Genomic DNA, 13248 nt, shown 5'->3' with positions numbered 1-13248 from the left:
GTGCCGGCGCCTGCGCGTGTCTCGCCGGACCGATGCCGTGAACTAGACCCGCGACACACCGCGAGGGGCGCACCCGGCGCCCCTCGCCAGAACGCAGTGGACGACCTTTACATAATAGGCGATGACCGGGTTCCCGTCAAAGCCGGGATGCCGGAGCATGCCTCGTGGGGACCTTCCGCGTCACGCTGGAGCTGGGGGACCCGCAGGGGCACCGCTGGGAAGCCCTGGATGCCGTGGTCGACACGGGGGCCAGCTACACCTGGGCCCCCCGGGACGTCCTCCAGCGCCTGGGCGTGACGCCCCAGTTCCGCCGGGAGTTCGTCACGGCCGACGGGCGCGGGCCCGCCCTGCAGGTCTTGCCGGGAGCGCCCCCACCCAGGTCCTGACGGCCTCCTCCACACGATCCCGGTTGGCGGGTGTCAGCACGTGTATCACCGTGCGTGGGTGGCGTTTGAAGGCATCCGCCCAGGGGTGCGGGACAGCCGTGATCGTCGCGAGCAGCGGTGCGGACCCGCGGGCGACCTCCTCGAGAGCCTGGCGGAAGGCGGCGCTCAGGAGCTCCATCTTGCCGATCTCGTCCACCACGACGATCTGGCCCCGCGACGCCGCGTGGCGGATGGCGGCCACGCCGATCTCCTCCAGGACCGCCAGGTCCACCCCGTAGCGCCCGACCCGGTGCGGGGACCGGCCCGCGAAATCCACGTGAGCGAAGACCGCGGAGCGACCGTCGAGCGTGGTCAGCCGGAATCCCACCCGCGTCCCACCATGACGGACCTCGTCCGTGTAGAAACCGCCGGCGCGCGGGCCCAGCCACTCGGCGAGGCGGCGGATGAGGGTGGTCTTGCCCACGCCGGGGCGGCCCGTGATCAGGAAGATCTCGGCCACAGGTGCGGGCGAGGCGGGATTCGGGCGAGCAGATCTTGCCCCCACCGTCCCGCTACGCGGGTCCCGACGCCGCCCGTCGGCTGCGCAGGCGCCTGAGCACGCGCTCCGCGCCCGCCGCGGCGGTCTCGGCCGTGTCAACGCCGGTTTGAATTTCCCCAGATCGCCGATTGAAAATTCTCCACTTCGATAGCCGGTGTCGCTTCCTTAACCTTATAGCTCCGCGTGGTGGGTATCGGGATACCTCGCTGGTGTCGAGCAATGCCTCCCGGAGCGCCCCTGCGCGCCATCTTCCCTCTACTGGTGGCCCGAGTGGCCTTTTGCGTACTTGAGCGGCCCTGAAGAGCTTTCGCGCGTCCTCGGCTGCAGGGCGTCCACGGAACCGTCCTCGCCTCCTGCGAGCCGGACCGGCCAGTGCGCGGGCGGGGTGCGGCTGGCCCCGACGACGATCTACCGCCTGCTGCGCCGCCGCCGGCTGCAAACCCGCTGGGGCTCGGGCCGCCGAGGCCTTGCTACGGTGGCCGCTCCGGAAGGCCGCCGGCTCTTGGATCAAGACACGGTGTCGCATCCGGGGCGGGGCGACCACCTCGACGTACCCATGGTACACTACGGCTGTGGACCAAAGGAGGCCGCGACCCGTGGGCACCATCACGAAGAAGCCCTGGACCGCCGAGGAGCTCAGCCGGCTCCCAGAAGGCTGGCGCTACGAGATCGACGAGGGGGAGCTGGTCATCATGGCCCCGGCGGGATGGCTGCACGGGAAGATTACCAGTCAAGTCGACTTCATCCTCCGGCGGTTTGTCCACGAGCACCACCTCGGTGAGGTGCTGGCTGGGGAGTCCGGCTTCTTTGTCCGCCGGGATCCCGACGTCCTGCGCGCCCCGGATGTGACCTTCTACTCCGCCGAACGAGCCGCCCGCATCGCCGACGTGATGAGCTACCCCACGGTCCCGCCGGACCTGGTCGTCGAGGTGCAGGATCCCTCGGAGCCCGATCTGGCCCGCAAGATCGAGCAGTACCTCGAAGCTGGCGTCCGGGCGGTATGGGTGGTGGATCCTCGTACCCGCACGGTGACCCGTCATGCGCCGGGCGAGTCGCCCCGTGCCTGGTCGAGCCCGGAAGCGACCATCGAGGAGCCTGTCCTTCCGGGGTTTTCCTGCCGACTGGGAGAACTTTTTGGCGAAGCCTAACCCCTAGCTAGCTAGCTTATGTTTTGCCAGCGGCAATCGGCGCTCCAGCGACAATCGGCGCCAAGATAGGAAGAGGTACTCCTCCGGGAGAAACTCGACCTAACTTTGCGCGCACAGCCGCTGGCGTGTTTATACCATCAACTTGAGCCCGACAACTGTCTCGGGGAAGAGGAGCGCCGCCCGGGGCGGCGCTCCGGATACATCGGGGACCAGCCATGCCGCAACCGGCCCAGGTGTCCATTGGACTGCGTTCGCAGGTCTTCGCCACCCGGCCGGAGGAGGTAGGGATCGCGCCGGGCCCGCTGCTTCCCCACGTCTGGGGTGCCGTGATGGAATTCCAGCGGCCCGGAGCCGCCGTGACCCTCGTCTCCCTCGCCGACGGAACCACCAGTCTCTATTTCAGCAACGGCGGGGGCATCATCGGCGCTGGCGGTCATCCCCCGGTGGCAAAGGCTACCCGGGACTTCCTTGCCGTTGTGGACATCGCCTCCTTGAGCCCCTCATGGGCATCGCTGATCACGAGGCGCACGCCACTGTAGCCCCCGGGCCACCAGCCCACGCAGAAACTGCACCCAGAAAGCTCCGTCCTCACTCGGGCCCACATCCCCAGGACTTTCCGCTCGCCGGTGGCTTTAACCCCGATCGCCAGGGATCCGGTCCCGCGCACCCAGGCCACCGACGCGCGAACCGCCGGCTGCAGGCCAACACCCCTACCGCCCCCTGAAGGACGCCATGGACACCCTGAAGACGGCTGCCTGCAGGCGGCAGCCCCGCAGGGCCGAGGACGTGGTCCCAAGCACCACGTAGAGGCGGCTACGCAGCGCCGCCCCCCACGACGAGGTACAGCGCGGGAGCCTGCTGGGCAGGGGTGGCGTAGTAGCGGATCCACACCGGCTGCCCGTCGCTGGCTGAGACCGTCAGGCTGGGGCGGAACCGGATCGCGCCGCCTGGGAGGCGGCGGTCCGGGGGGCGGTGGAGGGGCTCCCGAAGCTCGCGGCCCCGGGCCGGGGCCCAGGGCCGACTGTGATTCGCTTGGTAGCGGGGGGGAGGATTTGAACCTCCGACCTTTCGGGTTATGAGACCGGACTGCTCCACCCCGCGTTGACAGGCTCATTATACCAGCCGGCCTGCGGGGTGTCTTGAGCTTGAACACCCCTCAGTCAGGGTGTCGCGGATCTATCTGAGGCAGTACAGACCCCCGACGGCGTCAAGCGCCTCCGGGTCCGCGATCGAGAGCCCTGCCTCGCCTTGGCGCGACAGATCTACCAGGCCCCGACACGGGAAGCCGCTGAGACCCGGTTGTGGCGGTGGGTCGCCGCCTGGAAGATCCGACGAGTTGCTTCACCAACCTGGCCAGCTGTGCCCGCCTCACCTATGCCGGGACGAGCGGGCTCACAACCGGTGGAGGATACGTTCCCGCTCAAAGGCTTTTACACAAGACTCTTGACACTCCCTGGCTCTCACCCATCCCGGCCGAGACGTCGCCGTGCGCGCCATGCCGCCATCAGAAATAGGCCGGCGGTCATGGCGAGCAACCCGGTGAAGAGAGGCCCGACGATCACGAGCATGTCGAGGCCTTCGGATTGAGTGAGGACGATGAAGCCGAAGAACGCCCCGACACCAACACTGATGAGGCTGGTGCCAAAGACGCTGCGCCGCGATGGCCTGGTAGCCCCCACGGTCCTGATGGCCACCATCGGCGGGATCAGAATCGCCAGAAGCAAGGCTGCGGCTCTCAGCCACGTCCTGGTTTCTCGCCATGCGCCGGCGATCGAGGGGCCGGGCTGCTCGGTCAGCACTGTGCCGATCAACCCGACGACCAGCACGGCCACGGAGAGGACGATGGCGCTAGAGATGACCGGCGGCCGGGAGACCGCAAGCGCCGGCAGCGCGGCGAGGCAAATGGCTCCCAGCACGATGCCCGGCAGGGCGTTGCTTGTCAGCGCGAGCGGACCGGCCGTCACCAGGGCGAACGCGGCGAGTCCCCCGAGTACCCGCAGCGAGTCTGTGAGCGTGCGGAACATCGCCGAGCGGTTCCTCACAGCGCAGCCAGGTCAACGTCGGCCCACACGCCGACGTGGTCCGACGGCCACAGGTCGGGATCGGTCGGAGACGGCCGGTCGAAGCAGCGGCCGCTCTCGATCAGCCGCAGCGGGGGCTCATACCAGATGTAGTCCAGGGGCAGGGACAGCGGCTCGGCCGGATCCCGCAGGCCCAAGAGCCCATCCACGCGGTAGCGCAGCGGGGTCGGGAGCGTTCCCTGATCAAGCGCGGAGGCCAACCGTTCACGCATGCGCTCCAGGCCCGGCTCTCCGGCGCTGACGTTGAAATCTCCGCACACCACGCGGGCATCGGGTGCACCTCTGCGGTCGATCCAGCCCAGCAGCAATTGCACCTGGGGACGCGGGTGCGGTTCCGCGGCGGCCCCTTCGCGCTGGACGTGGAGTCCCCGTTCCCGGGGCTGTCTCCCAGCCGCATGCCGTGTGAGACTGTAGCCGCAGGTCTTGGCCCTGATGATTATCCGGTGTCTGTCGACTTCCTCCTGCCCTCCCTCTGGCGGGACCCGCGCGGCCCCCGGACCCCCCCGGCGGCTCCGGGGAGGGGTCCAGCGCCCGGGCGGGCGCGCTGGACCGAACGGACGCCCCGCGGGCCCGATACTCGCAGCGCCTCTGAGCGTGCGTCTGCTGCTGTTTCCGGGGAAGAAGGAGGCGTCCTGGTCAAGTGCAGTACCGGCCCTCGGGAGGTTTCCCGAGGGCCGGTGAGCTGGTAGCGGGGGGAGGATTTGAACCTCCGACCTTCGGGTTATGAGCCCGACGAGCTACCGGACTGCTCCACCCCGCGTCGACAAGATTATTATACCAGCCGCCCCCCAGGCGGCAATGCCCTACCGCCAGCGGGCCAGGATCGGGTCGTGGGCGAACATCCAGGTTTCGTTGAACCGCCAGGGCGAGAGCGCCGTCGGCCGCACCACCACCGCCTCGGCCGTCCACACCACGGCCTCCCGGGGGATGGGCCGGCCGTCGGCAGCGTACTCCCACTTGGCGTCCTGGGCCAGGAACCAGAGGAAGTGGAGGTAGGTGCTGGCCACCACCTCGGTGACCTCCATACACCCCGTGTCGAAGAAGCCCACGGGCGACTCCCCGCGCTCGTCCCGGCGGTCCAGCAGCAGCACGAAGAGGTTCCCGCACCCGTCGCTGCCCACCTGGACGAACGCCTCCGACCACCCCAGCGCTCCCCAGAGGTGGCGGGCCTGCCGGGTGCCCCTGACCAGGTCCAACGCCGAGTGCACCGGGGGGATACCGAAGACCGGCCGGTCGACGACGTAGCCGCCGTTGAACTCGGAGAGGGCCCGGCGGAACGCCGGAGGAAAGGCGACGCCCAGCACCACCTCCGCCCGCGTGACCTCCCGGGGGCGCGCGGGCGGGTTGAGGCGGACCACGCCGGGCTCGAAGTACTCGAGTTCTTGCCGCACCTGTTCGACGGTCATCTCCACACGGCCCTCGCCCCACCTTGTGCCCAACTCCTCCGTGGGGCAGGCTCCTCGACCGAGGGAGGCTCCGAGGAGTTCCGCTGTCTGAAACGTCCGGTGGGCGCGGGTTTCAGCCGTTCCTAGATGTAGCGGCTCGGGTAGACCACCACCTCGCCGTGCTCGGTGACGCCCTCGTAGACGATCAACGAGACGAAGCGGGTGGGCGGGAGCTCCCGGGGTACCGCCGCCTCCACCAGCACCCCCACCCCCACGACCTCGGCCCGGAACTCCCGCATCAGGTCGAAGACCCCCCGCACCGTCCCCCCGCCCCGCACGAAGTCGTCGATGAAGAGCGCCTTCCCCCCGGCGGGGACGGCCCGCAGCGGCAGCGTCATCGACTGCACCATCCGTGAGGAGCCCGAGACGTAGTTCACGCTCACCGACGGCCCCTCGGTGACGCGGCCGCCGCGCCGGATGGTCACCATGGGCACATTGAAGGCGCGGGCGGTCATGATCGCCAGCGGGATCCCCTTCACCTCCATGGTCAGGACCACGTCGGGGCGGGTCTGGCCGAGGAGCGTGGCGAAAGCCTCCCCGACCTGGGCGGCGTAGCGGGGCAGGGAGATCAGGTCGGTGGTGTGGAGGAAGCCGCCGGGGAGCACCCGGGCGGGTTCGCGCAGTCGGCCGCACAGCTCGTCCACCAGCGCCGCGATGGCCTCCCGGCGCATCTCGGGGATGTAGCGGACCCCGCCCGCCGCCCCGGCCAGCGTCTCCACCCGCCCCAGGTGGAAACGGTCGAAGGCCCCCCGCAGCAGGGCCAGGTCCTCGCTGATGGTGGACTTGGCGGCGCCGAGGAGCTCCATGAAGGTGCCGAGGGGGAAGAGCCGGTAGGGATGGGCGAGCAGGCGGTGGGCGATGACGACCATCCGCTCTCCCCGCCGGAGCCTGCCGGCCCGCCTGCGGGCCGCCCGCGTCTCGCCCACGCTCAGGGCCGCCACCTCGCCTCTGCGCTCCGCCGGTCGCTGCCGACCGGCCGCAGGGTCAGGCCCGGGCGCGGGCGGCCAGCTCGCGGTGGATGATCGCCAGGTTCTCGGGCCGGTCGACGTCGGCGTCGAGCGCCAGCTCGGGGTGCCGCACGACGACCGCCCGCGGGACGATGCCCGTGACCTCCTGCGCCCGCGCCTCCATCTCGCGGATGGAGAGCTTGCCGGACGCCATCCGCATCACCGTGGTCCAGCCGAAGAGGCTGGCCAGCAGCCACGGCTTCTTGCGGGCCTGGAGGACCCGTTCGACGAAGGCGCGCACCCGGTCGACGATGGCGGGGTTGAAGAGCATGACGCTGGCGCCGGTGAACGAGCCGTCAACGACCCGGACGAAGGTCTTCCGGGCCCCCGGATACCGCTCCTCCAGGACCGCCTGGGGCACGATCCCGTAGTAGAAATCGGCCTCCTCCTTCTCGCAGCCGCGGAGGAACTCCTCTAGCGCCGCCGGGTGCACGAGCGGGATGTCGGAAGCCACGGCCAGCACGCGCCGGGCGCCGGGTAGGGCGCTGAGGGCTGCGACGACGTTGTCCATGATCGTGCCCCGCTCCGGGACCGCCCCGGCCAGCAGGCCCGCGCAGGCGCCGGTGAGGCGCTCGACGGGGCCGACGGCCACCACCCGCTCGACCGTCGGGGTGCGCGCCAGGGCCTGGGCCACGTGCCAGACGAAGGGGCGCCCGGCGCCGTCCAGGAAGGCCTTGTTGCTGCCGTCGGCCGCGGTCCCCCCGGCCAGGATGATGGCGTCCGGCACCTAGAGCGCCCTCCTGACGGTGCCGGTGGACGACCGGGGCACCGCTACCGCTCCTCCGCGAAGGTGCGCGTGACCAGCACCTCCACGTCGGGCAGGGCCTCCAGGTCCAGAGCGGTCTTGCGGGCCGCCGCCTCGTTGGCCATCAGCCCGAAGACCACGGGGCCGGTGCCGGAGAGGCTGGCCCCGTAGGCCTCTCCGGCCAGGATGCGGGCCTTGATCTCCCCCACCACCGGGTGGGTGCGCACGACCAGCTCCTCGAAGACGTTGCCCACGAACCGGCCCACCGCCGGGACGTCGCCCGCCCGCATCGCCTCGACCAGCGCCGGGATGTCCGGGCGCGTCCCCCCCTGCGCCGGGTCGTAGGCGCTGTGGGCCCACTCCGTGGAGACCTGCGTCCGCGGCCGCGCCAGGACCAGCCAGGTGGGGGGGAGCGTGGGCAGCCACTGCAGCCGCTGCCCGTCGTTCTGGACCAACGCGGCCCCGCCTTCCATCAAGAAGGGCACGTCCGCGCCGAGCCGGGAGGCCAGCGCCAGCAGGCCCCGGCCGTCGAGCCGCACCTTCCACATTTGCACCAGCCCGAGCAGCGTGACCGCGGCGTCGGCGCTGGCGCCCCCCAGCCCGACGCCGACGGGGATGGCCTTGCGGATCTCGATCTGCACTCCTCGCCCCAGCCCGGAGAGGTCCCGCACCATCTGGGCGGCCCGCAGCGGCAGGGTGCGGGCGTGTTCCGGGACGGCCGGGGGATCGACCTGGACCTGGATCGCTCCCGGTCCTTCGCCTACCCCGTCCTCCCGCAGGGTAATAGAATCGTGAAGGGCCAGGGTGTGCAGGACCGTCTCGACGTCCAGCGAGCCGTCCGGTCGGCGTCCCCGGACGTCGAGGGCGAGGTTGATCTTGGCGTATGCGTTCAGGCGCAGTTCCTTTGCGGCCACGGGCGCGATCCCCCTCTCCGCCGCCACGTTGACATCCCCCGTGCGGCTCGTACGATAGTGCTGCCTTCGGTACCACCCCGACGACCCGGCTCAGGAGGCCTATGGCACGGACCCCCCACGATCCGGCCTCTCCCGCGCCCCGGCGGCGGCCCTGGCCATGGCTGCTGGCCTGGCTCCTGCCGGCGCTGGTGGTGGCGCTCTTCGGCTTCGGCCTGGGCGCCTACCTCTACCTGGTGGTCTCGGGCGAGACCTTCACCGGCACCCGCGAGGTGGACCGGCCGGCCCAAGACGGCTCCCCCTCCTTCTCCTGGAACCTGCGCCTGACCGACCGGGTCACCGTCCTGCTCATCGGCACGGACATCACCCTGGACAACCGCCGGCGCATCGTCCCCGTGGCGCGCGCCGACACCCTCCTGCTGGCCGTCTTCGACCCGGCGCGCGACCGCATCTCGGTCCTCTCCATTCCCCGGGACACCCGGGCGCGCATCCCGGGCGTGGGGACGATGAAGATCAACGCCGCCTACGCCTTCGGCGGTCCCGGGCTGACCATCCGCACCGTCGAGGAGCTGCTGGGCGTGCGGGTCGACTACTACGTGAAGCTCGGGCCGCAGTCGTTCGTCAAGCTCGTGGACGCCATCGGCGGGGTGGAGGTCGACGTCGAGAAGGACATGAAGTACACCGACACCTGGGCGGACCTGTACATCGACCTGAAGAAAGGCCGCCAGGTGCTGAACGGCCGCCAGGCCGAGGGGTACATCCGCTTCCGCAAGGACGCCACGGGGGACATCGGGCGGGTGGAGCGGCAGCAGAAACTGCTGCTGGCGCTCTTCCGCAAGATGAAGCAGCCGGCCATGGTCCTGCGGGTCCCCCAGCTCCTGCGCGCCTTCACCGAGAACACCCAGACCAACCTGACCGTCGGCGAGCTCCTCACCCTGGCTCTCTTCGCCTCCCGGCTCGAGCCCACCGACATCCACACCGCCACGCTCCCGGGGACCTTCGCCCCCCAGTACTGGGAGCCCGACTGGCCCCGCGTCCGCCAGGTGGTCACCTCGATGGTCTACGGGGTGGACCCCGAGGTGCTGGCCGCCACCCGGGTGGAAGTCCTCAACGGCAGCGGCATCCCCGGGGCGGCCCGCCGCACCGCCGCGCGGCTGGAGCAATTGGGCTTTCACGTGGTGCGCGTCGGCACGGCCCCCCGGCGGGCCGAGGAGACCGTGGTCTTCGACCGCTCGGGGCGCCGCGAGGTGGCCCGGCTCCTGGCGGATCTGCTGGGGAAGGCCCTCGTGACGACCGGGGCCAGCGCGGACGGGGTGGACATCACCGTCCTGCTGGCCCGCGACTACAGCGCCCACCGCTAACGAGACCCTCGCACCTGGTCCCAGCCGGGGTGGGCGCCGGCGGACGGGCGTCGTCCGTGCCGCCGCCGCCAAAAGCGTCAGCGGCCGCTCTCGGTAGTTAGGCCGGGTTGCTCCCGAAGGAGTACCTCCTCCCATCTACCGATTGCGCACCGCTGACGAGTTGACCGTACACCCGCCTCCCCGCACCGTCAATCCGAAACTGTCGTTCGCATGACCGCAGGGGTCGGACGCGGCCAGCGGCGGACCACCCTGGCCAGGCGACGGATCCCTTCGTCGATCTCCTCGACCGAGGGGTAGGAGAAGTTGAGGCGCATGGTGTTCCGCCCGCTTCCGTCGGCGAAGAAGCCCGAGCCGATGACGTAAGCCACCCCCTCCTCCTCCACCGCCGGGTGCAGCATCGCCTCGGTGTCCATCCCCTCGAGTAGGCGCACCCACAGGAAGAGGCCTCCCTCCGGCCGGGTCCAGGTGACGCCGTCGGGCATCTCCCGCTCGAGGGCGCGCAGCATGGCGTCGCGCTTCACCCGGTAGGTGGCGGTGATCTGGGGGAGGCGGCGGTGGAGGATGCCGCGGCCGGCCATCTCCGCCGCCACCGCCTGGGTGAAGGCGGGGCAGCACAGGTCCATCCCCTGCTTGGCCGTGACGAACTGGGCCACCAGCTCGGGGGCGGCGGCCATCCACCCGATGCGCAGCCCCGGGCAGAGGGTCTTGCTGAAGGTGGAGAGGTAGATCGTGCGCTCGGGGTCGAGGGCGAAGATCGGGGGCGGGGCCGTCCCCTCGAAGCGGATCTCCCGGTAGGGGTTGTCCTCGACCACCAGCGTGTCGTACTCGCGGGCCAGCCCCAGCAGCGCCCGGCGGCGGGCCTCGGTCCAGGTCACCCCGGAGGGGTTCTGGAAGTCGGGCACGACGTAGATGAACTTGGGCCGCCGCCCCTGCGCCCGCAGGCGGGTCAGGGTCTCGGCCAGCCGGTCGGTCTCCATCCCCTCGTCGTCGGCGGGGACCCCCACCAGCTCCACGTCGTAGGTGCGGAAGACCTGGAGCGCGGCCATGTAGGAGGGGAGCTCCAGGACGACGACGTCGCCGGGGTCGAGGAAGACCTTGCCCAGGATGTCCAGCCCCTGCTGGGAGCCGACCGTCACCAGGATCTGGTCCGGCCCCACCCGGATGCCGTCCTTGGCCATCCACCGGGCGAGCTGCTCCCGCAGCGCCGGGTCCCCCTCGGTGATGCTGTACTGGAGGGCCCGGTGCGCCTCCCGGGCCAGGACGTCCCGCGTCACCTCCTGCAGCTCGGCCACGGGGAAGGTGGCGGGGTCGGGGAAGCCGCCGGCGAAGGAAATGATGCCGCCGCGGCTGGTCAGCTTCAGCAGCTCCCGGATGAGCGAGCGGCGCATGCCGCGCGCGCTCCGGGAGAGGAAAGCCTCGTAGTCCACGCTCATCCTCCTCCCTCTTTCCCTCCCCGCGGCCCGTTCCCTCCGGCCAGCGCGCGGCTCAGGCGGGCGAACTCCTCCAGGCCGAGCGTCTCCCCCCGGCGCCGCGGGTCGATGCCCGCCCGGCGCAGCGCCCCCTCGGCGCGTTCGGGGGCGAGGTCCGGGAGCGCCGCCAGGGCCCGGCGCAGCGTCTTGCGCCGCTGGGCGAAGGCGGCCCGCACCACCGCGAAGAAGGCTGCCTCGTCCGGCACCGTGACGGGAGGGACCGGGTGGGGATCGAGGCGCACGACCGCCGACTCCACCTCCGGCGGAGGGAGGAAGGCGCCGGGCGGCACGCGCACCACCACGGTCGGACGGGCCCGGTACTGCACCATGACCGAGAGCAGTCCGTACTCCGGCGTCCCCGGTGCCGCCGTCAGCCGGCCGGCCACCTCCGCCTGCACGGTCACCACCGCCCGGCGCAGGTGCCGGAGCGTCTCCAGGAGGCGTACCAGGAGGGGAGAAGCGATCCCGTAGGGGAGGTTGGCGGCCACGGTCACGGGACCGGGCCCGGCCAGGGCGGCCAGGTCGAGGGCCATGATGTCCCCCTCCACCAGGCGCACCGTGGGGAAGGCGGCGGTCACGGCACGCAGGGCGGGCAGCAGCGTGCGGTCCACCTCCACCGCCACGACCTCCGCGCCGGTCGCCGCCAGGGCCACGGTGAGGGTGCCGATGCCTGCCCCCACCTCCAGGACGCGGTCGCCCGGCCCCACCGCCGCCTCGCGGACGATCCGCTCCAGGACATGGCGGCTCGTGAGGAAGTGCTGACCGAAGCGCTTGCGGGGGCGGATGCCGAACGCCCTGAGGACCCGCAGGGTCCCGCCGGGCGTCGCCAGGTCTTCGGGGGCAGGGAGGTCTCCGGACGGCCGGGACCCCTCACCGCTCAGCGCCGTTCATACCTCTGCAGGATGTAGACGCGCACCGGCCGACGGCCGAACCGCCGGGCTTCGCGCACACTGTCGAACCCCAGGTCCACTCGCAACCCTTTGATCCGTCCTCCCGTGTCGCCGGCGATGGCGTACCCGTACCCTTCAATATACAGGCGGCTGCGCAGGGGGATGACCCGCGGGTCCACCGCCACCACCCCGTACCCCGCCCGCAGGCCGATCGCCGTCGTGCCGTCCACGCCCTTCCCGTGCCAGGGGGCGTAGGCGGTGGCCACGACGTCCAGGTACTCGTACCCGGCAAAGGCCCCGCGCGAGGCCACCAGGCGGCGCTGCCCCACCCGCACCACGGTCGGCACCGCCGGCCGCAGGAGGCGCGCGGCCGTCTGTACCACCGAGACCAGCCGCCCGTCGGCGTACGTCTTCACCACCGTCACCTGCCTCACGCCGGCCCGGCCGGGCTCGGTCACCACCCGCCCCCAGTTCACCGTCGGGTCGCGTCGCCGGACGGTCGCCGGGGGAATGGCCACCTGCCGCGTCAGGACCTCGCGGCGGATGCGGATGACGCGGATGCGGCTCTGCGGCTGGAGGAGGCTCGAGGGGTGAGGGAAGACCCGGTCGCCCTTCCCCACCCGCACGCCGGCCTCCCGTAGCGCCTGGGCCACGGTGGCGGCGGTGGTGAGCAGCGGCCGGGCCCGGCCGTCGGCCACCACGCTCACGTAGGCCGGCCGCCGCACCTCCACAGCGTCGCCTTCGCTGAGCCAGGAGTCGAGGTCGAGGGTTGCGTGAACGGGAGGCAGGGCCCGACGGGGTGTGATCGGCACGGCAGGAGCACCCGCATCCCGCTCCGACTCCAGCCCGGTCGGTCGGGCCGGTCGACCGGACTCTTCGGGGGCCCTGGCAGGGGTGGCCGGGCGGCGGATCGCCGCCCCGCTGGACGACGAGGCAGGGAGGGACGACCGCCAGGCCGAGGCGGTGACGCCCATCGCCGACCCCACGAACGTGGCCGCCACCGTCAGGACGAGCGCAGGCTTCATGCACACCTCCGGACCGGCGGCGGCGCCGCCAGGGGTCTTGCCGAAGACGCGTGCGATGCGCGCTGGCGCGAATGGGTTCGGGGAGTGTCCTGAAAAACGAAAAACCCTAGGGGGTCACCCTAGGGCGTCGTGCTGGCAGGTAACGTACCACACCCCGGGGGAGGGGGGCAAGTCACTACCCCGGGAAGAGGGGCAAGCCACCCTCAGGGGAGAAGGGCCAGCCACTCCCCGGGGAGAGGGGC

At 71.4% G+C, this 13248-nt stretch carries 13 protein-coding genes, 1 tRNA gene and 1 pseudogene; 3 read left to right on the top strand and 12 right to left on the bottom strand.

From position 1 onward, the window contains the following. Nucleotides 1-164: 164 nt before the first annotated feature. Entirely contained in the window at nt 165-386 is a 222-nt protein-coding gene (locus RB146_06390; protein MDQ7828606.1) for an aspartyl protease family protein, read from the top strand. On the opposite strand, the gene RB146_06385 is transcribed toward RB146_06390, so the two are convergent. Continuing rightward, on the bottom strand, nt 322-885 hold the full coding sequence (locus RB146_06385; protein MDQ7828605.1) for an NTPase: 564 nt from the start codon (nt 883-885) through the stop codon (nt 322-324). The genes RB146_06390 and RB146_06385 overlap by 65 nt on opposite strands. A gap of 635 nt (nt 886-1520) precedes the next feature. Here RB146_06385 and RB146_06380 point away from each other — a divergent pair. Continuing rightward, on the top strand, nt 1521-2072 hold the full coding sequence (locus tag RB146_06380; protein MDQ7828604.1) for a Uma2 family endonuclease: 552 nt from the start codon (nt 1521-1523) through the stop codon (nt 2070-2072). A 478-nt stretch (nt 2073-2550) separates the two neighbouring features. Here the strand turns inward: RB146_06380 and RB146_06375 are convergent. The 8 genes and pseudogenes from RB146_06375 to ispE form a co-directional block, all read right to left on the bottom strand. Further along, a pseudogene (locus tag RB146_06375) lies at nt 2551-2721 on the bottom strand (transposase). An 811-nt stretch (nt 2722-3532) separates the two neighbouring features. Then, nucleotides 3533-4096: a hypothetical protein gene (locus RB146_06370; protein ID MDQ7828603.1), complete on the bottom strand. Its 564-nt coding sequence runs from the start codon at nt 4094-4096 to the stop codon at nt 3533-3535. A gap of 14 nt (nt 4097-4110) precedes the next feature. Then, the gene (locus tag RB146_06365; protein ID MDQ7828602.1) at nt 4111-4467 is read right to left on the bottom strand and encodes an endonuclease/exonuclease/phosphatase family protein; all 357 of its coding nucleotides are present in this window, start codon (nt 4465-4467) and stop codon (nt 4111-4113) included. A gap of 369 nt (nt 4468-4836) precedes the next feature. Beyond that, a tRNA-Met gene (locus RB146_06360) sits at nt 4837-4913 on the bottom strand. Nucleotides 4914-4956: 43 nt separating this feature from the next. Further along, nucleotides 4957-5559 carry an SMI1/KNR4 family protein gene (locus tag RB146_06355; GenBank protein MDQ7828601.1) on the bottom strand — a complete coding sequence of 201 codons (603 nt, stop codon included), beginning with the start codon at nt 5557-5559 and terminating at the stop codon, nt 4957-4959. Nucleotides 5560-5681: 122 nt separating this feature from the next. Further along, nucleotides 5682-6539: a pur operon repressor gene (gene purR, locus RB146_06350; protein ID MDQ7828600.1), complete on the bottom strand. Its 858-nt coding sequence runs from the start codon at nt 6537-6539 to the stop codon at nt 5682-5684. A gap of 43 nt (nt 6540-6582) precedes the next feature. After that, nucleotides 6583-7332, bottom strand: a complete 750-nt coding sequence (locus tag RB146_06345; GenBank protein ID MDQ7828599.1) for a nucleotidyltransferase family protein — start codon at nt 7330-7332, stop codon at nt 6583-6585. A 44-nt stretch (nt 7333-7376) separates the two neighbouring features. Next, a complete protein-coding gene (ispE, locus tag RB146_06340; protein ID MDQ7828598.1) occupies nt 7377-8264 on the bottom strand; it encodes a 4-(cytidine 5'-diphospho)-2-C-methyl-D-erythritol kinase in 888 nt (295 codons plus the stop codon). Nucleotides 8265-8365: 101 nt separating this feature from the next. Between ispE and RB146_06335 the strand changes: the two genes are divergently transcribed. Further along, the gene (locus RB146_06335) at nt 8366-9622 is read left to right on the top strand and encodes an LCP family protein (protein MDQ7828597.1); all 1257 of its coding nucleotides are present in this window, start codon (nt 8366-8368) and stop codon (nt 9620-9622) included. Between the two features lie 188 nt (nt 9623-9810). Here RB146_06335 and RB146_06330 read toward each other — a convergent pair whose 3' ends face one another. The 3 genes from RB146_06330 to RB146_06320 form a co-directional block, all read right to left on the bottom strand. Continuing rightward, nucleotides 9811-11055, bottom strand: coding sequence for a PLP-dependent aminotransferase family protein (locus RB146_06330; GenBank protein ID MDQ7828596.1), 1245 nt, complete (start codon nt 11053-11055; stop codon nt 9811-9813). Beyond that, on the bottom strand, nt 11052-11876 hold the full coding sequence (gene rsmA / locus RB146_06325; protein MDQ7828595.1) for a 16S rRNA (adenine(1518)-N(6)/adenine(1519)-N(6))-dimethyltransferase RsmA: 825 nt from the start codon (nt 11874-11876) through the stop codon (nt 11052-11054). Before rsmA ends, RB146_06330 begins: the two co-directional genes overlap by 4 nt. Before the next feature lie 92 nt (nt 11877-11968). After that, nucleotides 11969-13006, bottom strand: a complete 1038-nt coding sequence (locus RB146_06320; protein ID MDQ7828594.1) for a 3D domain-containing protein — start codon at nt 13004-13006, stop codon at nt 11969-11971. Nucleotides 13007-13248: the final 242 nt, after the last annotated feature.

This window comes from Armatimonadota bacterium (assembly GCA_031081585.1).
GTDB classification, from domain to species: Bacteria; Sysuimicrobiota; Sysuimicrobiia; order Sysuimicrobiales; family Humicultoraceae; genus Geohabitans; species Geohabitans tengchongensis.
This window is presented reverse-complemented; position numbering and strand designations above follow the sequence as displayed.